Here is a 22,413-nt window from a genome sequence, read left to right as displayed (position 1 = left end):
AGTTGTGAAAATCGCTTTTCAAAATTGCGTTTGGTATAATTATGGACAATCTATGAGGGCTAAAAGGGGTTTTGATATGAGATCAAAAGTAGTAAAAGTAATTCTACTCATTACAATTGCATCTTTCTGTTTATTTGCATATGGTTTTGTTTCAGGGGTAAATGATGTATTAAATCCGAAAGCTTCAAATTTAATTAAAAAGACCGATGTAGTGGCAAAAGAGAAAAGGAAAACAGGAACATTACAAATCGTTAGTTTAGGTGATTCATTAACACGCGGTGTTGGTGATAAAGAAGGAATTGGCTATATTGGACGGACGAAAGAAGATTTACAAAAAGATTATAAGCAAAAGATTGCCTTAACTAACTTAGCGGTTAGTGGTGCGAAAATGCCTGACTTATTAAAACAAATTGAGAGTAGTGGCGCTCAATATTCAATTAAGCAAGCAGATGTAATCGTTTTAACGATTGGAGGAAATGATTTATTTCCAGGTTGGGAATCGCTTGAAAAGATAGATTTAGAAACATACCGTCCTGATACAGAAACATTCCAGAATGAAGCGAAGAAAATTATAGAAGAAATTCGTAAGTTAAATACAGATAGCCCTATTTTTTGGCTAGGTTTATATAATCCTTTTGAAGATGTAGAAGATTTAAAAGGGTCTTCAAACATTGTTGTAGATTGGAATGCATCTTTAGAAAAATTGGCGATAAATAATAAAAATGTGTATATTACACCGACATTTGATTTATTCCAAAACCGAGGGAAAGATTTATTATACTCCGATCATTTCCATCCGAATGAAGTAGGGTATACATATATGGCGGACCGATTAGTTCAAAATGTTACGAGTAAATTAAAACTAGAACAAGGAGGGGTAAAATGACGACGATACTTTCCGTACGAGACGTGAAGAAGGTAATTGGAAAGAAGACAATTGTAGAGAATATTTCCTTCGATGTAAAACAAGGAGAAGTGTTTGGCTTCCTAGGACCGAATGGCGCAGGGAAAACGACTACCATTCGAATGTTAGTTGGATTGATTAAAGAAACAGAAGGTACGATTTCTATCGGTGGTTATTCTATTAAGGAAAATTTCAGAGAAGCGATGCGTCAAATTGGGAGTATCGTTGAAAACCCAGAACTGTATACATATTTAACGGGATGGGAAAATTTAAAACAATTTGCCCGTATGCTGGGTGATATATCAGATGAACGTATTATTGAAATTGCTCAAATGGTTCATTTGGATGAAAGAATTCACGATAAGGTAAAAACATACTCACTTGGTATGAAACAGCGCCTTGGCATTGCGCAAGCGCTTCTTGGAAACCCAAAATTGCTCATATTAGATGAGCCAACAAATGGTTTAGACCCAGCTGGAATTAGAGAACTTAGGGAATTTATACATAAGCTTGTGAAAGAAGAAAATATGAGTGTGTTTATTTCAAGTCACTTGCTAAGCGAAGTACAAATGATATGCGATCGGGTTGCGATTATTCATAAAGGAAAAATGATAACAGTTGCCAAGGTTGAAGAGTTAATTAAAACAGCAAGTGATCGTGTAGAATGGATTGTTACACCGATTTCTAAGGCAAAAGATATGCTAGAAGATGCTGAAGAAGTAAGAGAAGTGAGTATAGAAGGTGACCGATTACTATGCCGCATGGATATCTCATCTATAAGTAGTTGGAATAGACACTTTGTAGAAAATGGGATAGATGTGCATAGTGTTAAGGAGCTTGTATTTACGCTAGAAGATTTATTTATTGAACTCACAAGGGGTGAGCAGCATGCGTGAATTTGCGAATCTAGTCTTAAATGAATCGGAAAAAATTTATCGTAAGAAACGTATTTTTGTTGTCATGCTTATTTTAGCAATCTTGATTCCACTTTTCGTGTATGCGCAGTATCGTGAAGTAGAAACGACACAGAAAAGACTAGGTACAACGGATTGGAAAGTTTCATTACAACAACAAATTGTTGATTCTCAAAACCGCTTGAATAACTCTAGATTACCAGAAGAATGGCGTGATTGGCTAAAGGTAAGAGTGGAGCAGCAACAATATTATTTAGATCATGATATTAACCCGATGGCACCGGGCGCACCAACTTTTGTAAGGGCGTTTATTGAGCAAGGAATTACATTGTTTATTCCGCTTCTTGTCATGATTGTCGCTATTGACATTGTTTCAGGAGAAAGAAGTGATGGAACGATGAAAATGTTGCTCACGCGGCCGATTCGGCGCTGGAAAATACTCCTGAGTAAGTACGTGACGATGTTATTTTTCATTTCATTCATACTGTTTCTTGTTGGTCTGTTTGCTTACGTATTATCAGGGCTTGTATTTGGATACTCAGGATGGAATTTACCTGTGTTAACAGGATTCGTCATTGATAAGGAAACGTTAAATACAAACTTTGTGCATCTTATTCCGCAGTGGCAATACATCTTAATGGCGTACGGATTAGCTTGGTTCGTTGCTATCGTTGTCGGAACTATATCATTTATGGTTTCTGTTTTAATTCGAAATACACCAGCTGGTATGGGCATTATGCTAGCCGCATTAATCGCAGGTGGTATTTTAAGCTCATTCGCAACATCTTGGGAAGGTGCGAAATATATTTTTAGTGTGAATTTATCATTAACGGATTATTTATCAGGAAAACTACCTGCATTACAAGGTTTATCCATGGGATTTTCTTTAATGAATTTAACTGTTTGGGGAGTTGTATCTCTTATTATTTCATTTGTAGTATTTACAAAGCAGGATATGGTGAATTAATTGAACAGGAAGTGAAAGTATGGAAAATGTTTTAAAAAATGATTGGGGACCATTATTGGCACCAGAATTTGAGAAAGAATATTATCGCAAGTTGGCTGATTTTTTGAAAGAAGAGTATAGTACACATGTTGTTTATCCGAAGGTAGAAGCTATTTTTAACGCTCTTCAGTATACAAGTTATGAAAATACAAAGGTTGTTATTTTAGGACAAGATCCATATCATGGACCGAATCAAGCGCATGGTTTAAGTTTTTCTGTACAACCTGGTGTTAAAACACCACCATCATTGTTAAATATGTATAAAGAACTTCGAGATGAATATGGTTATGAAATTCCGAATAACGGTTATTTAGTAAAGTGGGCAGAGCAAGGAGTATTACTACTAAATACAGTATTAACAGTTCGTCAAAGTGAAGCAAATTCTCATAAGGGAAAAGGATGGGAACACTTCACAGATCGTGTGATTGAACTGTTGAATGAACGTGAAAAGCCAGTTATTTTCATATTGTGGGGACGTCATGCACAGGCGAAGAAAAAGTTAATTACAAATTCAAATCATCATATTATCGAATCTGTACATCCAAGCCCATTGTCAGCAAGACGCGGTTTCTTTGGTAGTAAGCCATACTCTAAAGTAAATACGATTTTAGCAAATATGGGCGAGAGAGAAATTGATTGGGAAATTCCAAATTTGTAAAGTGAAACTTTAATCAGTGGGAGTTTTACTGCCCGTTAATGCGGGGTAAATAAAAAAGGTAGTTAACAGTCGTTAACTACCTTTTTACTATTGTTGTTCGTTCTTTAATTTTGCATCTAGTACAAATGTACCGAATGGGATAATTGACGAAACAAATGCCCCAAGTGCCCATAAAATTGATTTACGGTGTACGATTGTTACTTGAATTACCGCAAAGATAAATAGAATAAATAAAACACCATGAGCCATACCTGTAATTTTAACGGCTGTTGCAAATCCTGCAAAATATTTTAATGGCATTGCTACAAATAATAGTAATAGGAAAGAAATCCCCTCAATTAAGCCGATTGCTCTTAATCGTCCGATTGGTGTAGATAACATAAAATAGCCTCCTTTAACGTATGCTTGTTTATAGTAAATTTGTATTCTTTTTCAAAATAAAATAGTCTAGTTTGTTTCATTATATACAAAAAGAAACTTTACACTACGAGAATAGTGCAAAGTTCAAAATATAGTCACAAAAGCAGGACAATTTAAATAAAAACCTATTTGAAGTGTTTGACTTCAAATAGGTTTTATGAGTGAAAATATTAAACGAGCGCTTCTCTTTTTAATACGAACTTCTCTACAACCTTTGCAACACCATCGTTCATATTTGTATCTGTTACGTAGTTTGCAATTTCTTTAATATCATCTGGTGCATTGCCCATTGCAACACCAAGACCAGCGAATTCAATCATTGCCTGGTCGTTATAGCTATCGCCCATTGCGATAACTTCTTCACGCTTAATGCCTAGCTTTTGAATTAATTGGTTTAAGCTCGTTCCTTTTGTAACACCAGCTTCAGTAAATTCTAAGAAGAATGGTTTTGAACGCATCACGCTTAATTGGCCTTCTAGTTGTTTTTGTAGTTTTGATTCTACCATTTGTAAATGTTCTGGATTTTCTACCATTAATACTTTTACAACTGGTTGTTGTACAGCTTCTTTCAGGTTATTTACTTCTATGATTGGCATACCCGTAATTTGACCTTCAATTTCTGTATAAGAGTTGTTTTTCTCAGTGATAATATCTTCACCAATGTATGTGTGAATCCATACATTTTCTTCTTTACTAATATCGTATAGACTGTGAACGATTTCAGGGGATAACGTACTACTGAATAACTCTTCATCTGTTTTACAGTTAATAATTTTTGCACCGTTAAATGAAAGAATAAAGCTACCGTACTCCTCTAAATGTAATTCTTTTGCGATTGCACGCATTGCGAATGTTGGACGTCCAGAAGCAAGTACAACTTTTACACCTTGCTCTTGTGCAGTCATTAGAGCCTCTTTCGTACGAGGTGAAATGGTATGGTCGTCACGTAATAAAGTATCATCTAAGTCTAAAACAATCATTTTATAAGTCATATTGAAAATTCCTCTCTTTGTTGAAATAGAAATAAAGTTTTATGAAGATATTGGGGAATATATAGTAAGACATCGAACTTCTTTATGTGAAGCTAGGAGAAGTTCTGTGTTTTTAGTATAAATTATCACGAGCACGTTGCCCATGATAATTTATACTGCTAATGCCCGATCGGTGAGAGCTAATCATTAGTAAAGATGAATAGCTCTCATTGATTAAAGTTTAACTTTATCATTATCGTAACAACTCTAAAGATAGAGTGCAATAATGGAAGTTTTCCAATTTACGATGGTTGTTTTTCTGTAGAACGAGAAAATAGTATTTCGAGCAAAATTGCCATTACAGATCCGAGAACAAGACCATTACTTAAAAACGATGCTAGAAACGGCGGGAGTGTAGAAAATGCTCCTGCTGGAACAAACATAACTCCGACTCCTGTAAAGATTGAAAGACCTGCTACTTTAAATAACCGTTCTTTATCTTGTACTGTTTCGTATTCGCGAAAGGCAAGACCAATCATGCTTGCAAATACAGGGTAAATGGCAGCATATCCGACTGCGACAGGTATCGCCGCAAAGAATGAAGTAATCTTTGGGAATATACTAACAGAAATAATAAAGCTTGACCCTAACATAAATGGGAGTCGTTTATAAATATTAGTCGTTGCAATAAATCCTGCTGATCCAGAAATCGCAACAGGTCCAATAGCTGAAAAAAGGCCTCCTAGTAATTGATTTATTCCTGTTATAATACCGGCTTGTTTGAAACGATCTGGTGCTGCATTCTTTTCATACTTAGAGACAATCCTTTGCACAACGCGAATACTTGCTAACATATTTGTTAGAAGTAATAGTGTAACGAAAACTACCGTAATTGCCATGTTCCATTCAATACGAGGCATTCCGAAAACAAATAGAGACGGAAAACGGATTATATCTGTCACAGGCGTTACTGGATTTGATAATCCGAAGCATGCGAATAATATCCAGCCGCAGACGATACTGAAAAGAACGGAATATTGTCCAATAATAGGTAGCTTCATGATGAAAAAGGATAGTAAAATAACAATGAGTGAAAGAATAAATACGTCAGCTTGTACCTCTGTATGTTGTCCGTCAAGACCGAACATTCCCTTTAAGAAGGACCCGCTAAGTTGCGCGACAAGAAGAAATAAATATGTTCCAATGACTGTCGGTGTAAAATAGCGGACTAGTTTATCGATTAGTCCAAAAACACTAAGAATAATACAAATGATACCACTTAATAGGAAAGCGTACTGAAGGACTTTAAGCGTTTCATTGCTGGATCCAAATAATACGACACCTAAACTTGCATAAAGGGAGAAAATACCCCACCAAAGTCCAGCAGGACCTTCTTGAATAGGAAGTTTATGCCCAAATATAGCTTGCAGTAGGCCAGCAAAGCCAAGAACAAATAATGTTCTTTGTACGAATGCAATAGCTTCAGCGCCATCGAGACCATAATTAGTTGCGACGCTAATTGGTACAATAAGGCTTCCAGCTAAAATAAATAGTGCCCATTGTAAGGCGGAAAGAAATGTTTTCATTATATCAACCTCTTTCATAGATTCCGTATCTAGTATATATGTATTTCATTTCCACTGGCAAAGATTGTAGATAGAGAAAAGAGTTGAAGCGCAATATGAATGCACGGAAGCAATTATGGATAGCAGTTATATGTATGACTTTTGTTGTAATTCTAGGAACGCTAGGATTTATGATGATTGAAGAGATTAGTTTGTTTCAAGCATTTTGGATGACGATGATTACTGTATTGACTGTTGGATACGGAGATGCCGTTCCTGTAACGCAAGCGGGGAAAGTATTTGCACTCCTTATTATACCTGTTGGTGTCGGTATTGTTACGTATGCAATTGGTGTAGTGGCAGCTATGATTATTGAAGGGAATTTATTTCATGCAGTACGGAGGAAGAAGATGGATAAACAAATAGCACAGTTACAAAATCATATTATCGTATGTGGTTGCGGTAGAGTGGGGCTTCAAGTTGTACATGAATTGCAAGAAAAGAAAATCCCATTTGTCGTTGTTGATAAAGATGAGAGTATATTGGAACAGGAAAAGCTTTTATTTGTACACGGAGATGCAACGGAAGACCAAGTATTACATCATGCTGGAATTTCAAAGGCAGCTGGTTTAGTTGCTATCGTAGCAAATGATGCTGAAAATGTATTTATTACATTAACGGCAAGAGGGCTAAACGATGCAATTAAAATTGTGGCAAGAGCGGAAAAACCAGAAACCGAAGACAAATTAAAGCGTGCTGGGGCAAATAAGGTGATTAATCCATCTAGCATGGCAGGAATTCATATTGCAAAAGGTATTGCGAATCCGCTAACAGTTCATTATATTGATACAGTACTATATGGCATGGAACAGTCATTTGTAATTGAAGAAATTGCAGTCGGCAAGGGTTCTATTTTAGCTAGTAAATCGTTACTAGAGAGTGATGTGAGAAATCAATTTGATGTAACAATTTTAGCGATTTTGAGAAATGGGGATGTTATACATAATCCAACGGGGCAGGAAAAACTACAAGAACATGATATGATAATAGTGTTTGGTTCAGTAGAGAAGCTAGGACAATTTGAGAAAGAACTACAAAGTAAGAGGTGACAAGGAATGCAAATATCGAGCGATAAGATTTTAAATAAAATGGCGAATGAAATTGCAAAGGCAAAAAGCAGTGAAGGGCAACAATCAAAAGCGCATTTATTAGTTGTGCGAGCGTTATGTGATTTATTATTAGATGAACAAGCTGAGCCTTCTATGTATAGAGAACCTGAGATTCCATCACAAGTAATTGGATCTCAGCCTATGACGACAGTTCAACCAGTTATGCCGGTTTCGGGAGAACCTGTGTATATAAAAGAAGAAGGCGCAAACGGTAATTCTTTATTTGATTTTTAGAAGATAAATCGTTTGGCTTATATGAAAAAATTGCTTATGATAAAGGTAAAAAAAGGGGAATTAAGATGAAAATTTTCTTTTTACTAGGTTGTATTGCGGCAGGGCTATCTGTTGCGCTAGGGGCTTTTGGAGCACACGGTTTAGAAAATAAAGTTTCTGCAAAAATGTTAGAAGTTTGGAAAACAGGCGTTACATATCAAATGTTTCATGCAGGTGGACTATTCGTAGTTGCTTTATTAATGGATAAAATTCAATCATCACTTTTAACTACTGCTGGCTGGCTTATGGTAGCTGGGATTATTATGTTTTCAGGTAGTTTGTATGCATTAAGTACGACAGGTATTAAGTTCTTTGGCCCAATTACACCTCTTGGTGGTGTAGCGTTTATCGTGGCATGGATCTTAGTCGGAACTGCAGTTGTAAAAGGCTTATAAAAAAACAAAAGCTGGCATATGCCAGCTTTTTTTATGGTCTTGGAGCATAAGTTGCTTGTTGACTAGGTAAATACATAATTTCTTCTGGGAATTCTACATAATCTAAGTAAATCATTAGTAGTAAAAAACGTTTCCCCGATTGCGGTTCACTAATAACGATGTGATCACGTCCAGCTGCCTCAATAATACCTGTATAAGATTGTGTACCGAGTGAACTACCACGCTCATAAGTCATTACTACGGTGGCTTGCTTGCCTTTGTTCAAGCGAAGAATATTTTCAATATACGACTGTTCTAATGGTAACATGCCTTGAGAAACGGCATATTGAGCTTGCGCAGCTTGTTGTTGCATCGCTTGCTGTTGTTGCTGTTGCTGTGGGGTCATTTGTTGCTGTTGTGCATAAGTTCCAGATGGTTGATAAAAACCTGTTCCATAATAAGGGTTTTGTTGCTGTGCCATTCAAAAATCCCTCCTCGTTTTCATTCCTTAATATACGCTAGGGCAATCCCCGGCAGATGGTTGGAAGAAGCAGTGCTTTTTAAAACGTCCAGAGTTTTGTTGGTCATACCAAGTTGGTGGGCAAGGACCTTCAGGTCTAAAAAACCATAAGGCGAAATTTGCAGGCCAAAAACGTTGTCCTTGAATCGTTCGCCTTGCTAATGCGATATCTTGTTCTCTTGCACGCTGATAAAAATACCCTTTTTGCGTTGCCTCAAAACCGCCAGGATTTTGATAAACCATTTGACGTAAATTACGTATTTTTTTAAAATCTAAACAATTTCCGCGGACACGATTTACCCCTACGTTTCCGACCATTAACATTCCTTGTTGTCCTTCTCCTTCAGCTTCAGCACGCATCAGTCTAGCTAATAACTTTACATCTTCTTCGTTATAAGCAATAACACCCATTATGTGTCACCTCTCTTTTTGGAATACCTTGTGGAAAGAGGTTTATTTCTAGATGAAGTGTGTAACGATTACTAGTTCATACGTATGAGAAAAAGGACTCAGATATGACAACCAAACGAAGTTTTACATGGAGAGAGGAAAATAAAAAAAGCTAGCGTGAGCTAGCTTTCCATCATTAAAATACTTTAGACCATAAGTTTGAGAAGAAATCTCCGATAGAGCGCATTGTTAATACGAACCAATTTGCCTTTTCAACTTCTTCTGTCGTTTTTGCAGTAACTTTCATCCTTTTACTACCGTCTAAGAAACCATATTTATCAGTTGATTCTAAAGTAATTGAGCCTACTTTGGCATCTTTCTTAATAGGAGCAACTAAATGTCCATCTTCAGCAAGAGATTTATCTACTTCAGTCTCAATTTTATAAGGATCTTTGCTACCTTTTTTCGCGATTACTGTTATTTCTTTTTCCGGTACAACAGTTACTTGATCTTCTTTACCTTTTACTACAGAGATTGTATTATTTTTATCAACTTTTAGCTTTTGTTTTTCGAAGTTATTAAACCCGTATTCGATTAATTCACGAGATTCTGTGAAGCGCTCGTCCATTGATTTTGTTTTAATAATAACTGAAATAAGACGTACATCACCACGTTTAGCAGTAATAGTGAATCCATATCCAGCGGTATCAGAACTACCAGTTTTTAAACCATCTGTTCCTTCATAAGAGAAAGCAGCACCTGGTAACATCCAGTTCCAGTTTTCCATACGAATTGGTTTCGGATGATTATCTGGGAAATTTCTAAATCTTTGTTTTGTATCCTCTAGCATTTCTGGATACTTTGTAATCATTGTTTTTGAAAGCATACCCATATCGCGAGCTGACATGGAATTTTCTCCATTCGGATCCGTTCCCTCAGGGTGTTTTCCTTTTAAGTCAGCGTTATTTAACCCAGTAGCGTTTACAAATTTATATTTCTTTAACCCTAGTTTTTTTGCATGTTCATTTGCAAGATTCAAGAAGTTCTTCTCACTTCCTGCAAGAAGTTCTGCTAAGGCAATACTAGATCCGTTTGCAGAGAAGATAACGATAGAATGATATAATTCTCTTACAGTATATTGACGTCCCTTTTCAAACGGAACGTTAGAGAATTCATTATTACGTGAAACTTCATAAGCATAATCAGAAATGTTTACCTTTGTATCCCAAGTAATTTTTCCTTCTTTAATTGCTTCTAATACGGCATAAACAACAATTAATTTTGACATACTAGCAATAGCTAGTAATTCATCTGGATTTTGTTCATGCAGTATTTTTCCTGTATCTGCATCAAATAAAAGTGCAGCTGCCGCCTCAATGTGTATTTTTTCTTCCGCATGGGATGTTGTTACTCCTAAGGAAGAAATTGACAATAAAAGCGCTAGTAAAATAGACAAGATTTTCTTCATATAGATTATCACCTTCGCATCGTTATTAGCATGTAGCTCGTACCATTTTAGCATAAATTTGGATATAGAAAGGTTACAATTTTGTAAGGAAATTGAAAAGAATTTGTCCATTTTTGTTCAAATTTGCAGAGAAAAGAAGTATTTTGAGGAGAAATATAGAGGATAATAAAAAAAGGAACGAAATTCGTTCCTTTTTCACGATTTATATGTGTAAAAATTTCTCTACCTTTTCGTCTGGTAAAATGTTTCCAACGAAAAATGTTCCGAATTCACCATAACGAGCACTTACTTCATCGAAGCGCATTTCATATATAAGTTTTTTAAATTGAAGAACATCGTCAGCGAATAATGTTACGCCCCACTCAAAATCGTCGAATCCAACTGACCCTGAAATAACTTGGCGTACCTTACCTGCGTACTGGCGACCAATTTTACTATGACTGTACATCATTTTCTTACGTTCTTCCATAGGAAGCATGTACCAGTTGTCATCACCTTGGCGACGCTTGTCCATTGGGTAGAAGCAAATGTGATTTGCTTTTGGTAGTTCTGGATATAAGCGAGCTAAGATTTGTGGGTTTTGATATGGATCTTCATCAGCTGGAAGGTAGTTGCTTAGTTCAACAACAGATACGTAAGAGTATGCAGGAACCATATATTCAGCTAATGTTGTTTTATTCAATTCTGTCTCAATTTCATTTAACTCTTCCATTGTTGGACGTAAAATCATAAGCATAATATCAGCTTTTTGGCCAACAACTGTATACATTGCATGACTGCCTTTTTTCGCACTAGCTACTTCGTTCCATTTTTCAACGACATTTAAAAATTCAGACACAGCTTGTCCGCGTTCGTCGCTAGATAATGTTTTCCATGCAGCCCAATCAATAGAACGTAAATCATGTAAACAATACCAGCCATCTAACGTTGTTGTTGCTTCACTCATTCTATTCACCTCAGTTAATGATAGTTTTACACGTTAACTATAGCATATATAGTTTTAAAATCATCTATATAAAGCTTTGGCGCATAAAATTGTCACATTTAAGTTTATTTGAAAATAGGAGAGGATAAGGCTTAAAGGGGCGTTATTTCTAGGCTGAATTTTATGAAAATATAATCATTTTCATTTTATCTATTTTTTGGGAGCTATAAGTTTAAAATATAGAGGAAAAGCAGTATTCTTAAAGATAGAGTTTTTTTAACATAAGTAGGAGGGTTTATTCGTGAGCAACTTATTTACAACAGTAAAAGAAAAAGTTCAAGGAAAAGGCATTTCTATCGTACTTCCTGAAGGAACTGATGAAAGAATTTTAGGCGCTGCAGAGCGTTTAGCAAAAGAAGAGTTAGTACAACCAATCTTAGTTGGTAATAAAGAAGAAATTAGCGCAAAAGCTGCTAGCATGAATTTAACATTAGCAGGCGTTGATATTTATGACCCAGCTACATACGAAGAAATGGATGCAATGGTAGCATCTTTCGTTGAACGCCGTAAAGGTAAAGCAACTGAAGAAGACGCTCGCAAAATCCTTAAAGACGAAAACTACTTCGGTACAATGCTTGTATACATGGGCAAAGCACACGGTTTAGTAAGTGGTGCAGCTCACTCTACAGCTGATACAGTTCGTCCAGCACTTCAAATCATTAAAACAAAACCAGGCGTTACAAAAACTTCTGGCGTATTCATCATGGTACGTGAAGAAGAGAAATATGTATTCGCTGATTGTGCAATTAACATTGCACCAAACAGCCAAGATTTAGCTGAAATTGGTATCGAGAGTGCGAAAACTGCTGAACTATTCGGTATTGATCCACGCGTTGCTATGTTAAGCTTCTCTACAAAAGGTTCTGCGAAATCTCCAGAAACAGAAAAAGTTGTAGAAGCAACTCGTATTGCAAAAGAAATGGCTCCGGAATTAACTTTAGATGGAGAATTCCAATTCGATGCTGCATTCGTACCATCTGTAGCCGAGAAAAAAGCTCCAGGTTCTACAATTAAAGGTGATGCTAACGTATTCGTATTCCCAAGCTTAGAAGCTGGTAATATTGGCTACAAAATCGCTCAACGTTTAGGTAACTTCGAAGCAGTAGGACCAATCTTACAAGGTTTAAATATGCCTGTAAATGATTTATCTCGCGGATGTAACGAAGAAGAAGTGTACAAGTTAGCTTTAATTACAGCAGCTCAAGCACTTTAATTCTATAATGAATCGAAATAAAGACCGTCGCTATTATAGCGACGGTCTTTATTTTTCTAAGCCAAGTGCTTTATTGTTACGATCAATAATACGTTGTAAATTCGTCTCATATAAAGGTATTTCATCTATTGTTAATTGAGATGGTGTTAACTTTGGAGCGAATTGCTGCAGTGTTTTTAAAAGGCGCATCATTAAATCTTGTACTGTAATGGTTTCGCCAAGTAATTCTGAAAGTGAAGCCATCGTACTCGGTACAATTTCAGGATACGTAAAGCGTGTTTCTTCTCCTTGAATGGCTAAGTTGTAGAAATCACGAACGAGTGCGGCACGCTCAGAGCCACTTCCTGTAGCACAAAGATAAATTTGGACAGCGACACCGCCGCGAATACGTCGCTGTGAAATGCCAGCAAATTTTTGATTGCGAATACTTAAGTCATAGCTACCAGGACAGTAAGAGCCAACAATTTCTTTTGCCTCGATTGTAACATCGTAATCGTTTAACATTTCCTTAATTAAATGCCACATTGTATCGTATCCAAGATCAATATCGATACCTTTTTCTGTCTCTTGGAATAAAAGTGATATGTTTAAAACACCTTCATCAAGTACGACTGCAAGTCCACCGGAATTACGAACGATAACATTGAAGTTGTTTTCTTGTAAAAAGGAAATACCTTCTTCCAAGTGTGGTAGGCGTGAATCTTGAATGCCAAGAACAATTGTATTGTGATGAACCCAAGAACGCATTGTTGCAGCTGATTGACCATTTCCAATGCTTGTGCACAGTGTGTCATCCATTGCGAATGACTGCAATGCATGGAATGTTGGTCCCAAACTAGACTGATCTACAATACGCCACTCTGGCTGAGATAAAATGGAACGGGAATTGCTCATATAACTAACCCCTTATCTTTAAAATGACAATCTCTATTATAGCAAAAAATGTAGAAACGGGTTTTTTCATATATAAAGGGAAAGTTTAAAGGTGAAATGATAAAAAGGATGCATACAATGCATCCTTTTTATTCTGCAATTTTTTCTAAATTACCGTTTCGATCCATTCGGAAAGATGTTTGAGAACGTTCTTCGTCATCCATGACTGCCAGCTTACGAGCACGGTTCATAATATTCATAAGTGTTTCGTAATCTTCTTGTACAGTATGAGATTGTTTTTCTAATTTTTCTAGTTTCTTTTCTAGTTCTTCATTTCGAAGGATTTGTGATTTAATTTCTTGCTTCAATCTCGTATTCTCGTTTTCAAGAGCTGTCACTTTTATATTTGAAGATCCGACCGTTTGTAAAAAATAAATAACATCTTGCATTGTCATAGAGCCTTTTGCAGCAGGAACAGTAGGTTCTTGATATGGAATAGCTTCTTTATATTGCACAATTGATTCCTCTTGTACGAATTCTTCATAGTCAGTTATCGAATCTGAAGCTGGTGGTGTATAAAGTAAACGTTTTTTCGCTTGTTCACCGCTTGCAGCACGCATTTTATCTTTACGATGTTTTTTTGCTAGTTGAAGAGCTTGTTCATAGCTATAGCGAACAACAGCATTCCAACGGAAACCACAGGCAGCCGATGTACGATTTAATTGATCACCCACTTCTTCAAATGCATTTAATTGAGTACTTCCTTCTCGAACGTGACGAAGTACAGTTTCAGCAAGTAATAAATCATCCTCATCCGTCCAAGCATCTTGTCTTACTTTCATAGATTCAACTCCCTTTCTTTTTATGAACTTCCTATTTTTATAATGGGCAAAAAAATGAGCTTTTATACAAAGCTTTTAAAAATATGGTAGATTTCGATGAAAGGTATAAATTTTGCTATGAATGATGAGAGCTTATGAAGGAGAGCATATAAATATGTAACATTATATGAAGAAAGAGCGTTGTAAGGACACTTGCAACGAGCTTCAAAGAGCGGTAAAATACCATTTAGTGTTTATTTTTAAATGTACTTGTGAAAAGTTTAAAATAGAGGAAGTGTTATATATAATGGGAAACGAATTTCGTGTGTGCGATGATTGTCAGGCAACGAACGTTAAAACGTTGATTCCAAAGTTAAAAAAAGTAGATTCATGTGCAACGATTGAAGTTGCATGTCAGTCTTACTGTGGTCCTGGTCGTAAAAAATCATTCGCATTTGTAAATAATCGTCCAGTCGCGGCTCCAACAGAAGATGAATTAATTGTAAAAATTGAAGCAAAGTTAAATAAGTAAGAAAAAGAAGAGTGAACAGATTACTCTTCTTTTTTTATGCCCATACGAGGAATGAGTTATTCTACGAAAATACAATTGAGTAGATTAACATTCAATGAAGGAGGGGCATCATCTATCCATTCAAATATAAATTTATATTTCAAAATAATGGTTGACAGTCTTTTGAAGCGATAGGTAGAATAGAAAGTGTCTGATTCTGAGAATCATTATCAAGAAAAGGTCAATTAACCTAATTTTTTTATTACTATTTGAGAATAAATTTCATTTCATTAAATATATGTTGTTGGTTAGGATGGTTGAGGTATGGAAGCGAGCGCAAGGAGTATAGAACAGCAAGATGTGAATGTTAAAGAGATTAAGAGCAGACCGCTCGTTGCTTCTATTATTTTAGTAGCAGGTACAGTTTTGTTAGCTTTAAGCATGGCAGTTTCTATTTCGTTTGGTGCTGCAGATATTAGTTTAAAGACTGTATGGCAAGCTGTGTTTCAGTTTGACGGTTCTATTACGCATCATAACGTAATTCAAGAACTTCGCATGCCTAGAGCAATAGGGGGCGTAGTTGCAGGTGCCTTTTTAGCGGTATCAGGGGCAATTATGCAAGGTATGACGCGAAATCCACTTGCTTCACCATCGTTAATGGGAATTACAGATGGAGCTGTATTTGGAATTGCAATTATGTATGCATTCTTCCCTAATTCACCTTATTTAATGTTCGTTATCGCATCTTTTATTGGGGCTGCGTTTGGAGCGAGCATTGTATATGGAATTGGGTCTTCTTCACCAGGTGGATTAACACCTGTGAAGTTAGCTTTAGCGGGTGCAGCAATTAGTGCTTTATTAGGGGCCATTTCATCTGGAATTGCGCTATATTTCAACCTTGCCCAAGAGGTGAGTATGTGGAATGCAGGCGGAGTTGCGGGAGTGAAATGGGAAAGTATTAATATGTTAGTACCAATTGGCCTTGTTTGTCTCTTTATTGCAATTATGATGTCGAGGTATATTACAATTTTAAGCTTCGGTGAAGAAATTGCGATTGGACTTGGTCAAAATACGACATTAATTAAATTTATCGGAACAGTACTTGTTCTTGTGTTAACAGGTTCTGCGGTTTCTATGGCAGGATCGGTTGGATTTGTTGGTCTTGTAATCCCGCATATGACTCGTTTCCTTGTAGGCTCAGACTATAGATGGGTTATTCCATGTTCTGCGGTCTTAGGTGGGCTGTTAATTGAATGTGCAGATATGTTATCTCGCGTTATTAATCCGCCGTTTGAAACGCCAATTGGAGCAATTACAGCGCTAATTGGGGTTCCATTCTTCCTCTACTTAGCACGTAACGAAGGGAGAGGGAAAATGTGAGGACAAGTGTCTTAACAAAAAAGAACGTTTCTGTTTTAACAATCTTAGTAGGATTAATCGTTACTGTATTTTTAGTAAGTTTAAATACAGGGACATTTAAAATACCGCCAATGGACGTATTAAAGTCATTGGTTGGACTTGGGGCTGAAGATCAGTCTGTTATTTTATTTGAATTCCGTATGCCGCGTATGGTTATTGCTATATTAGTCGGATCCGCTTTAGCGATGTCAGGTGCGATTTTGCAAGGATTATCACGAAATCCACTTGCTGATCCAGGTATTATCGGTATTAACGCTGGAGCGGGATTAACAGTTGTTATATTCGTCTACTTTTTCTTCGGAAAAGTTGGGACTGGTACATTTTTATCTGTATTTATCCTTCCATTCTTCGCGTTAGTTGGTGCAATATTAGCGGCGGTTATTATTTATTTACTAGCATGGAAAGACGGCGTTTCATCAACGAGATTAATACTAGTTGGTATCGCTGTTGCAGCCGGGTTTGGTGCTGTTAGTTTAATTTTTTCTATGAAGATGACATCTAACGATTTCCGCTTTGCTACGATTTGGTTAGCAGGAAGTCTATGGGGCACAGATTGGAAGTTCGTGCTAAGTGTACTTCCATGGATGGTTATTTTCTTGCCACTTGCTATTAGTAAGGCACACATATTAAATGTAATGAATCTAGGTGACTCCACAGCTGTTGGCCTTGGTCTAAATGTAGAAAAAGAAAGACGTAAATTATTATTTATTGCAGTTTGCTTAGCTGGTGCATCTGTCGCTGTTGCCGGAGGAATTGGTTTTATCGGTTTAATGGCTCCGCATTTAGCGAGGCGCCTTGTTGGTGGTAAACATCAAATTATGCTGCCTACCGCTGCACTAATAGGGACGTTTTTACTCTTATTCGCAGACGTAATTTCAAGAAGTGTGTTAACAACTTCAGAAATACCGGTCGGTCTTGTTATTTCTGTAATTGGTGCACCATATTTCATATATTTACTTATGAGGACAAAATAAAGGGAGGCTTTTTGTATGGCAACTTTAGCAGTTGATGCGGTATCTGTTGGCTATAATGAAGGGTTAATTATTGATGGATTAACAGTTGAAATTCCAGAAGGGAAAATTACAACGATTATTGGACCAAATGGTTGTGGGAAGTCCACATTATTAAAAACGGCTTCTCGTATTTTGAAGGCGAAAAAAGGTACTGTTTATCTTGACGGAAAAGCAATCGAGAAACAACCAACGAAAGAAATCGCAAAGAAAATGGCGATTTTACCACAGACTGCAGAAGTGCCAACTGGCCTTACTGTGTTTGAACTTGTTTCATATGGACGTTTTCCTCATCAAAAAGGATTTGGAACGTTGAAAGAAGAGGATTATCGTTACATTCATTGGGCACTTGAAGTGACGGGAATGACAGAATTTGCAAATCGTTCAGCAGAGGCGTTATCAGGCGGGCAACGTCAACGTGTATGGATTGCGATGGCCCTTGCACAAGGAACAGAATTACTCGTATTAGATGAACCGACAACGTACTTAGATATGGCGCATCAATTAGAAGTATTAAATTTATTGAAAAAGTTAAATGAAGAAGAAGGTAGAACGATTGTTATGGTTATCCATGACTTAAACCATGCTTCTCGTTTCTCAGATCATATGATTGCATTAAAAGCAGGTAAGTTAATGAAACAAGGAACGCCAGATGAAGTGATGACAAGTGAAACACTTCGCAGTGTATTTGAGATTGAAGCTCAAATCGTTCCGTGTCCAGTAAACTGTAAACCAATTTGTTTAACATATGATTTAGCGATGATTAGTAATCAATTGCGTAAAAAAGCATAAGTAGAATCCCCCTCGTAAAGAGGGGGGCTTCTAATGGACGTTGAGCTTCTTATTAGTAAATAGGAAGTTGAACACCCGTTAGAACGGGGCATAAGTAACAATTAATCAATATATATTTATTAATTGTTAATCTTGTTTCTTATAGTTCATTGTAACTTATAAGAGAAATACAGCTAGAAGGAGTGGGAACATGAAGAATTTTAAAATGGCGTTATTAGCAATGGTACTAGTTGTTACTTCTGTACTATTTGCAGCTTGTTCTAACAAAGAAGAGAAGAAAGCAGATGCGAAGGATGCGAAGACTGAAGAGCGCACTGTACAACATGCAAAAGGGGAAATTAAAATCCCTGCAAATCCAAAGAAAATTGCTGACCTTAGTGGTTCAACAGAAGAATTATTAATTTTTGGTATGAAACCAATTATTACTGCTAATACATCGCAAGAAAAAATTGATACACATATTGAAAAGAAATTAAAAGACGTAAAACCAGTTGGTTCTGCTTGGGGCGATAAAATTAACATCGAAGCAGTAGCTGCTGCAAAACCAGACTTAATTCTTGTAAACAATCGTCAAGAAAAGATTTATGATCAATTATCTAAAATTGCACCAACAGTTATGTTAAAAACTCCATTAGATCAATGGCGTCCAAAATTCGAAGAAGTAGGTCAAATCTTCGGTAAAGAGAAAGAAACAAAAGAATGGTTCAAACAGTATGATGAAAAAGCAAGCAAATTACATGATAAAATCGTTGCGAAAACTGGCGATGCTAAATTTATGAAAATGGCTGCATATCCAAATGCTTTCCGCGTATACGGTGACTACGGTTACGGTAGCGTAATCTTTAATGATTTAAAATTACCAGCAGTTAAAGGTACACCAACGGATAAACCACTAGTACAAGTACAAAAAGAAGCTTTAATCGATTACAACCCGGATTACTTATTCGTATTTACAACTGGTGACGGTTCTCAACGTCTAAAAGAATTCCAAGAAGAATCAATTTGGAAAAACATGAACGCTGTTAAAAACAACCACGTATTTACAATTAAAAACGAAGACGTAAACAAAGGTTACTTCCCTCTAGGTAAAGAAATGATCTTAGATGAAGTTGCTGAATTCGTTTTAGGGAAATAATGTATAAACAGAAATCACTTTTACTTCGGTAAAAGTGATTTTTTCTTTATATAAGGGCAATTAATATAGTCTTTCATTTCTTTCTGTTTCCTATTTCGTTTATAATATATAGTAAGAATGCAGTAAAGAAAGGGGGATGTCGGAAGGTGGTATATTTAAACGACAAACTCAGCGAAACAAAAGTGTTTAAAGACCCGGTACATAAATATGTGCACGTACGCGATCGTGTTATTTGGGATTTAATCGGAACGAAAGAATTTCAACGCTTGCGCCGTATTAAGCAGCTTGGAACGACATTTTTTACATTTCACGGTGCAGAGCATAGTCGCTTTACTCATTCGTTAGGTGTATATGAAATTATTCGTCGTATGATTGATGATGTGTTTGATGGCAGACCGAACTGGAATGCTGAAGATAGATTGTTATGTTTATGTGCGTCATTACTTCATGATGTCGGTCACGGCCCATTTTCTCACTCGTTTGAAAAAGTATTTTCATTAGATCATGAGAAATTTACGCAAAAGATTATCGTTGGAGATACGGAAATTAATCGCATATTAAGTCGTGTGGATAAAGACTTTCCGCAAAAGGTAGCCGATGTAATCGCCAAAACATCTACGAATAAATTAGCGATTAGCATGATTTCCAGTCAAATTGATGCAGATCGTATGGACTATTTATTAAGAGATGCGTATTTCACTGGCGTAAAGTATGGAAACTTTGATATGGAACGTATACTACGTGTCATGCGTCCATATGGGAATCAAGTAGTCATTAAAAATAGTGGTATGCATGCTGTTGAGCATTATATTATGAGTCGTTATCAAATGTATTGGCAAGTATATTTCCATCCGGTAACGCGCAGTGCCGAAGTTATTTTAACGAAGATTTTACACCGTGCAAAATCATTGCACGAGAAGTATTATACATTTAAAAATCATCCGGTTCATTTCTATTCTTTATTTGAAGAAGAAGTAACAGTAGAGGATTATTTAAAGTTAGACGAGAACGTTATGTATTATTACTTCCAAGTATGGCAAGACGAAGAAGATCCAATTTTAAGTGACTTATGCCGCCGTTTTATGAATCGAAACCTATTTAAATACGTAGAGTTTACAGATAAGCACGGTTTAGATAATTGGATGGAATTAAGTAGCTTATTCAAAAAGATTGGACTGGATCCAGAATACTATTTAGTAGTTGATTCAACATCAGACTTACCGTATGACTTTTACCGTGCTGGTGAAGAAGAAGAGCGTCTGCCAATCTTACTTCTTATGCCAAATGGAGAGCTTAGAGAGCTTTCACGTGAATCGGATATCGTTGAGGCGATTACTGGTAAGAAGAGAAGGGATCAAAAATTATTCTATCCGCATGATTTAATCTATGAAGATGGAAGAAAAGGAAAATATAAAGAGAGAATCATCGAGTTACTAGAAGGAAAAAAATAAGAAGCAGCTAAGGGCTGCTTCTTATGAAAGAACTTGAAATTATTTGTCGCTTAAGCGTTTTCCGCCAACTGCATAATGGTTTTTAGACATTTCTTCGATGAAAACAACGATGTTTTCTTCAGGAGCACCAGTTGTTTCGCTTACTGCTGCTGTTACTTTCTCAGCAAGAGCTTTCTTTTGTTCCTCTGTGCGTCCTTCTAGCATTTTCACTGTTACGTATGGCATATATAATCGCTCCTTTTATGTAAGTTACACTCTTATTATAGCGGATTATGGGGAAGAACAATCGAAAAAACAAATAATTTCTTTTTTTGACAGATTGAAGAGGAGATGAATCATGGATCAGTTATTTAGATATCCGTTGCACCAAATTCCGTTGGTAGCAATGGCCATTATTATTGCGTTATCAGTGCATGAATTTGCGCATGCATATGTTGCATATAAATTTGGAGACGATACAGCAAAGAAGCAAGGCCGTTTAACATTATCACCGATGGCGCACTTAGATCCTATTGGGATGATCGCTGTATTAATTCTTGGTTTTGGTTGGGCAAGACCTGTTCCTGTTAACCCATATAACTTTAAAAGGCCGCGTCTTGCAGGTATATTAGTTTCAATTGCAGGCCCAATTAGTAACTTAATTTTAAGTGCAATTGGTTTAATCATTTGGTATAGCCTATTAACATTTGGTGTATTAGACTCAATTCCATTTGCAGTAGCGGATACATTGGCTCAATTCTTCCGAATTTTTATTATGCTTAATATCGTATTACTTGTATTTAACTTATTGCCAATTCCGCCACTTGATGGGTATCGAGTTGTGGAAGATCTAGCACCAACAAATATTCGTGCGAAAATGACACAGTATGAAAAGTATGGAGCAATAGCGTTATTAATTCTTGTTATTACACCGCTTAGCAATTATACAATTCAACCCATTTTTAATGTTGTCATTCCATATGTATTTGTATTTTTAGACAGTATCATTTCGCCTATTTTTGGCCTTTTATAATCATTAAGTGAGGAGGAATTTACATATGACAGAGAAAAAGAAAAAAATCGGTTTTAATATCGTGAAAAATGATTCAACAGATGGACATGGTGGTTTTGGTGTTGGAGCATTAAGTCTAGAAAACATTTCACCTGTATTTGTCGATGTACTAGAGAAAACAGCATTTGTTGATATCGGTGCAATGCATGCGCGTAGTACAGTCGAAAAAGGTATTAAGTTTTTAACAAATAAAGATGAAGTTCCAAACGGAAAACCATTTTGGCTTGTGTGGGTAACGATTGAAAGAACGGCGACAGGTGCTTATTATGCAGGTGTAACAGCTTGTGAAATGACAGTTGACCGTGAAATTCGCCGCGGATATAAATCACTTCCAGAGCATGTAAACAAAATGGATAAATCAATGAAGCGTCACATTATGGTTGACCATATGGATGAATCATCTAAAAAAGTACTTGGTACGTTCTTGAAAGAACATAATGAAGCGATTTGGAACGAATCTAGTGAAGAATTGCGCCGTGCATTATTAAGTGAATAAAAAATAGCTGACGGATACCCGTCA

General features: G+C 36.4%; 26 protein-coding genes. 16 read left to right on the top strand and 10 right to left on the bottom strand.

Going from position 1 to position 22,413, the window contains the following annotated elements:
* Positions 1-4: 4 nt before the first annotated feature.
* From DN392_RS27085 to DN392_RS27070, 4 genes are read left to right on the top strand one after another with little or no spacing between them, the layout of a single operon-like run.
* Positions 5-886: an SGNH/GDSL hydrolase family protein gene (locus DN392_RS27085; RefSeq protein WP_179209980.1), complete on the top strand. Its 882-nt coding sequence runs from the start codon at positions 5-7 to the stop codon at positions 884-886.
* A complete protein-coding gene (locus DN392_RS27080; protein ID WP_000207734.1) occupies positions 883-1,800 on the top strand; it encodes an ABC transporter ATP-binding protein in 918 nt (305 codons plus the stop codon). Before DN392_RS27085 ends, DN392_RS27080 begins: the two co-directional genes overlap by 4 nt.
* Entirely contained in the window at positions 1,793-2,785 is a 993-nt protein-coding gene (locus DN392_RS27075; RefSeq protein WP_048566732.1) for an ABC transporter permease subunit, read from the top strand. Before DN392_RS27080 ends, DN392_RS27075 begins: the two co-directional genes overlap by 8 nt.
* Before the next feature lie 19 nt (positions 2,786-2,804).
* The gene (locus DN392_RS27070) at positions 2,805-3,482 is read left to right on the top strand and encodes a uracil-DNA glycosylase (RefSeq protein WP_064056362.1); all 678 of its coding nucleotides are present in this window, start codon (positions 2,805-2,807) and stop codon (positions 3,480-3,482) included.
* Positions 3,483-3,569: 87 nt separating this feature from the next.
* On the opposite strand, the gene DN392_RS27065 is transcribed toward DN392_RS27070, so the two are convergent.
* The 3 genes from DN392_RS27065 to DN392_RS27055 all read right to left on the bottom strand — a co-directional run bounded on the left by DN392_RS27065 (position 3,570) and on the right by DN392_RS27055 (position 6,459).
* Positions 3,570-3,863: a DUF3817 domain-containing protein gene (locus DN392_RS27065; protein WP_016085410.1), complete on the bottom strand. Its 294-nt coding sequence runs from the start codon at positions 3,861-3,863 to the stop codon at positions 3,570-3,572.
* Between the two features lie 209 nt (positions 3,864-4,072).
* Positions 4,073-4,894: a Cof-type HAD-IIB family hydrolase gene (locus tag DN392_RS27060; RefSeq protein WP_000221368.1), complete on the bottom strand. Its 822-nt coding sequence runs from the start codon at positions 4,892-4,894 to the stop codon at positions 4,073-4,075.
* A gap of 281 nt (positions 4,895-5,175) precedes the next feature.
* Positions 5,176-6,459, bottom strand: a complete 1,284-nt coding sequence (locus DN392_RS27055) for a purine/pyrimidine permease (RefSeq protein WP_048566730.1) — start codon at positions 6,457-6,459, stop codon at positions 5,176-5,178.
* Between the two features lie 95 nt (positions 6,460-6,554).
* Here DN392_RS27055 and DN392_RS27050 point away from each other — a divergent pair, with 95 nt between their 5' ends.
* The 3 genes from DN392_RS27050 to DN392_RS27040 all read left to right on the top strand — a co-directional run bounded on the left by DN392_RS27050 (position 6,555) and on the right by DN392_RS27040 (position 8,275).
* Positions 6,555-7,547 (top strand): potassium channel family protein, encoded by a 993-nt coding sequence (locus DN392_RS27050; protein ID WP_000993991.1) that lies wholly within the window; start codon positions 6,555-6,557, stop codon positions 7,545-7,547.
* Between the two features lie 6 nt (positions 7,548-7,553).
* Positions 7,554-7,841, top strand: a complete 288-nt coding sequence (locus DN392_RS27045) for a YwdI family protein (RefSeq protein WP_001167358.1) — start codon at positions 7,554-7,556, stop codon at positions 7,839-7,841.
* 65 nt (positions 7,842-7,906) lie between these two features.
* Positions 7,907-8,275 (top strand): DUF423 domain-containing protein, encoded by a 369-nt coding sequence (locus tag DN392_RS27040; RefSeq protein ID WP_000688322.1) that lies wholly within the window; start codon positions 7,907-7,909, stop codon positions 8,273-8,275.
* A gap of 31 nt (positions 8,276-8,306) precedes the next feature.
* On the opposite strand, the gene gerQ is transcribed toward DN392_RS27040, so the two are convergent.
* From gerQ to hemQ, 4 genes are all read right to left on the bottom strand, one after another.
* The gene (gene gerQ / locus DN392_RS27035) at positions 8,307-8,735 is read right to left on the bottom strand and encodes a spore coat protein GerQ (protein ID WP_000068635.1); all 429 of its coding nucleotides are present in this window, start codon (positions 8,733-8,735) and stop codon (positions 8,307-8,309) included.
* A 27-nt stretch (positions 8,736-8,762) separates the two neighbouring features.
* Positions 8,763-9,185 (bottom strand): cell wall hydrolase CwlJ, encoded by a 423-nt coding sequence (gene cwlJ / locus DN392_RS27030; protein ID WP_000538157.1) that lies wholly within the window; start codon positions 9,183-9,185, stop codon positions 8,763-8,765.
* Between the two features lie 175 nt (positions 9,186-9,360).
* The gene (locus tag DN392_RS27025; RefSeq protein WP_000722839.1) at positions 9,361-10,632 is read right to left on the bottom strand and encodes a serine hydrolase; all 1,272 of its coding nucleotides are present in this window, start codon (positions 10,630-10,632) and stop codon (positions 9,361-9,363) included.
* A gap of 202 nt (positions 10,633-10,834) precedes the next feature.
* On the bottom strand, positions 10,835-11,578 hold the full coding sequence (hemQ, locus tag DN392_RS27020) for a hydrogen peroxide-dependent heme synthase (RefSeq protein WP_001287590.1): 744 nt from the start codon (positions 11,576-11,578) through the stop codon (positions 10,835-10,837).
* A gap of 280 nt (positions 11,579-11,858) precedes the next feature.
* On the opposite strand from hemQ, the gene pta reads away from it, so the two are divergent.
* Entirely contained in the window at positions 11,859-12,830 is a 972-nt protein-coding gene (gene pta / locus DN392_RS27015) for a phosphate acetyltransferase (RefSeq protein WP_000067226.1), read from the top strand.
* Between the two features lie 48 nt (positions 12,831-12,878).
* On the opposite strand, the gene lipL is transcribed toward pta, so the two are convergent.
* Both lipL and DN392_RS27005 read right to left on the bottom strand, forming a co-directional pair.
* Entirely contained in the window at positions 12,879-13,724 is an 846-nt protein-coding gene (lipL, locus tag DN392_RS27010; RefSeq protein WP_000071958.1) for an octanoyl-[GcvH]:protein N-octanoyltransferase, read from the bottom strand.
* 128 nt (positions 13,725-13,852) lie between these two features.
* On the bottom strand, positions 13,853-14,545 hold the full coding sequence (locus DN392_RS27005; protein WP_000868353.1) for an RsfA family transcriptional regulator: 693 nt from the start codon (positions 14,543-14,545) through the stop codon (positions 13,853-13,855).
* A 286-nt stretch (positions 14,546-14,831) separates the two neighbouring features.
* Here DN392_RS27005 and DN392_RS27000 point away from each other — a divergent pair, with 286 nt between their 5' ends.
* From DN392_RS27000 to DN392_RS26975, 6 genes are all read left to right on the top strand, one after another.
* On the top strand, positions 14,832-15,056 hold the full coding sequence (locus tag DN392_RS27000) for a YuzB family protein (RefSeq protein ID WP_000526075.1): 225 nt from the start codon (positions 14,832-14,834) through the stop codon (positions 15,054-15,056).
* A 303-nt stretch (positions 15,057-15,359) separates the two neighbouring features.
* Positions 15,360-16,415, top strand: coding sequence for a FecCD family ABC transporter permease (locus tag DN392_RS26995; protein WP_000388283.1), 1,056 nt, complete (start codon positions 15,360-15,362; stop codon positions 16,413-16,415).
* Complete coding sequence (locus DN392_RS26990) at positions 16,412-17,428, top strand: FecCD family ABC transporter permease (RefSeq protein ID WP_001260774.1); 1,017 nt, start codon at positions 16,412-16,414, stop codon at positions 17,426-17,428. The genes DN392_RS26995 and DN392_RS26990 overlap by 4 nt, the downstream gene beginning before the upstream one ends.
* A 15-nt stretch (positions 17,429-17,443) precedes the next feature.
* Positions 17,444-18,256, top strand: coding sequence for an ABC transporter ATP-binding protein (locus DN392_RS26985; RefSeq protein WP_000212066.1), 813 nt, complete (start codon positions 17,444-17,446; stop codon positions 18,254-18,256).
* 190 nt (positions 18,257-18,446) lie between these two features.
* Complete coding sequence (locus tag DN392_RS26980) at positions 18,447-19,391, top strand: ABC transporter substrate-binding protein (RefSeq protein WP_000787744.1); 945 nt, start codon at positions 18,447-18,449, stop codon at positions 19,389-19,391.
* A gap of 146 nt (positions 19,392-19,537) precedes the next feature.
* Positions 19,538-20,842: an HD domain-containing protein gene (locus tag DN392_RS26975; protein WP_000262747.1), complete on the top strand. Its 1,305-nt coding sequence runs from the start codon at positions 19,538-19,540 to the stop codon at positions 20,840-20,842.
* A gap of 39 nt (positions 20,843-20,881) precedes the next feature.
* Here the strand turns inward: DN392_RS26975 and DN392_RS26970 are convergent, their stop codons facing one another.
* Complete coding sequence (locus DN392_RS26970) at positions 20,882-21,067, bottom strand: 2-hydroxymuconate tautomerase (RefSeq protein WP_001147171.1); 186 nt, start codon at positions 21,065-21,067, stop codon at positions 20,882-20,884.
* 112 nt (positions 21,068-21,179) lie between these two features.
* Between DN392_RS26970 and DN392_RS26965 the strand changes: the two genes are divergently transcribed.
* Complete coding sequence (locus DN392_RS26965) at positions 21,180-21,854, top strand: site-2 protease family protein (protein ID WP_000372449.1); 675 nt, start codon at positions 21,180-21,182, stop codon at positions 21,852-21,854.
* 25 nt (positions 21,855-21,879) lie between these two features.
* Positions 21,880-22,389: a YwhD family protein gene (locus tag DN392_RS26960; protein WP_000136683.1), complete on the top strand. Its 510-nt coding sequence runs from the start codon at positions 21,880-21,882 to the stop codon at positions 22,387-22,389.
* Positions 22,390-22,413: the final 24 nt, after the last annotated feature.

It is taken from the genome of Bacillus sp. BB51/4 (genome assembly GCF_008368845.1).
Classification (GTDB): Bacteria; Bacillota; Bacilli; order Bacillales; family Bacillaceae_G; genus Bacillus_A; species Bacillus_A wiedmannii.
Note: the sequence above shows the minus strand (reverse complement) of the source record. Positions and strands in the feature narration are given on the sequence as shown.

What these genes read in the sequence shown, in the direction of transcription:
- lipL (WP_000071958.1), bottom strand. Translation starts at nt 13,724, where the DNA reads ATGAGCAATTCCCGTTCCATTTTATCTCAGCCAGAGTGGCGTATTGTA.
- DN392_RS26985 (WP_000212066.1), top strand. Translation starts at nt 17,444, where the DNA reads ATGGCAACTTTAGCAGTTGATGCGGTATCTGTTGGCTATAATGAAGGG.
- DN392_RS27065 (WP_016085410.1), bottom strand. Translation starts at nt 3,863, where the DNA reads ATGTTATCTACACCAATCGGACGATTAAGAGCAATCGGCTTAATTGAG.
- DN392_RS26970 (WP_001147171.1), bottom strand. Translation starts at nt 21,067, where the DNA reads ATGCCATACGTAACAGTGAAAATGCTAGAAGGACGCACAGAGGAACAA.
- DN392_RS27040 (WP_000688322.1), top strand. Translation starts at nt 7,907, where the DNA reads ATGAAAATTTTCTTTTTACTAGGTTGTATTGCGGCAGGGCTATCTGTT.
- DN392_RS27070 (WP_064056362.1), top strand. Translation starts at nt 2,805, where the DNA reads ATGGAAAATGTTTTAAAAAATGATTGGGGACCATTATTGGCACCAGAA.
- DN392_RS27005 (WP_000868353.1), bottom strand. Translation starts at nt 14,545, where the DNA reads ATGAAAGTAAGACAAGATGCTTGGACGGATGAGGATGATTTATTACTT.
- DN392_RS27060 (WP_000221368.1), bottom strand. Translation starts at nt 4,894, where the DNA reads ATGACTTATAAAATGATTGTTTTAGACTTAGATGATACTTTATTACGT.
- gerQ (WP_000068635.1), bottom strand. Translation starts at nt 8,735, where the DNA reads ATGGCACAGCAACAAAACCCTTATTATGGAACAGGTTTTTATCAACCA.
- hemQ (WP_001287590.1), bottom strand. Translation starts at nt 11,578, where the DNA reads ATGAGTGAAGCAACAACAACGTTAGATGGCTGGTATTGTTTACATGAT.
- DN392_RS26965 (WP_000372449.1), top strand. Translation starts at nt 21,180, where the DNA reads ATGGATCAGTTATTTAGATATCCGTTGCACCAAATTCCGTTGGTAGCA.
- DN392_RS27080 (WP_000207734.1), top strand. Translation starts at nt 883, where the DNA reads ATGACGACGATACTTTCCGTACGAGACGTGAAGAAGGTAATTGGAAAG.
- cwlJ (WP_000538157.1), bottom strand. Translation starts at nt 9,185, where the DNA reads ATGGGTGTTATTGCTTATAACGAAGAAGATGTAAAGTTATTAGCTAGA.
- DN392_RS26960 (WP_000136683.1), top strand. Translation starts at nt 21,880, where the DNA reads ATGACAGAGAAAAAGAAAAAAATCGGTTTTAATATCGTGAAAAATGAT.
- DN392_RS27045 (WP_001167358.1), top strand. Translation starts at nt 7,554, where the DNA reads ATGCAAATATCGAGCGATAAGATTTTAAATAAAATGGCGAATGAAATT.
- DN392_RS26980 (WP_000787744.1), top strand. Translation starts at nt 18,447, where the DNA reads ATGAAGAATTTTAAAATGGCGTTATTAGCAATGGTACTAGTTGTTACT.
- DN392_RS27055 (WP_048566730.1), bottom strand. Translation starts at nt 6,459, where the DNA reads ATGAAAACATTTCTTTCCGCCTTACAATGGGCACTATTTATTTTAGCT.
- DN392_RS27075 (WP_048566732.1), top strand. Translation starts at nt 1,793, where the DNA reads ATGCGTGAATTTGCGAATCTAGTCTTAAATGAATCGGAAAAAATTTAT.
- DN392_RS27050 (WP_000993991.1), top strand. Translation starts at nt 6,555, where the DNA reads ATGAATGCACGGAAGCAATTATGGATAGCAGTTATATGTATGACTTTT.
- DN392_RS27000 (WP_000526075.1), top strand. Translation starts at nt 14,832, where the DNA reads ATGGGAAACGAATTTCGTGTGTGCGATGATTGTCAGGCAACGAACGTT.
- DN392_RS26995 (WP_000388283.1), top strand. Translation starts at nt 15,360, where the DNA reads ATGGAAGCGAGCGCAAGGAGTATAGAACAGCAAGATGTGAATGTTAAA.
- DN392_RS27025 (WP_000722839.1), bottom strand. Translation starts at nt 10,632, where the DNA reads ATGAAGAAAATCTTGTCTATTTTACTAGCGCTTTTATTGTCAATTTCT.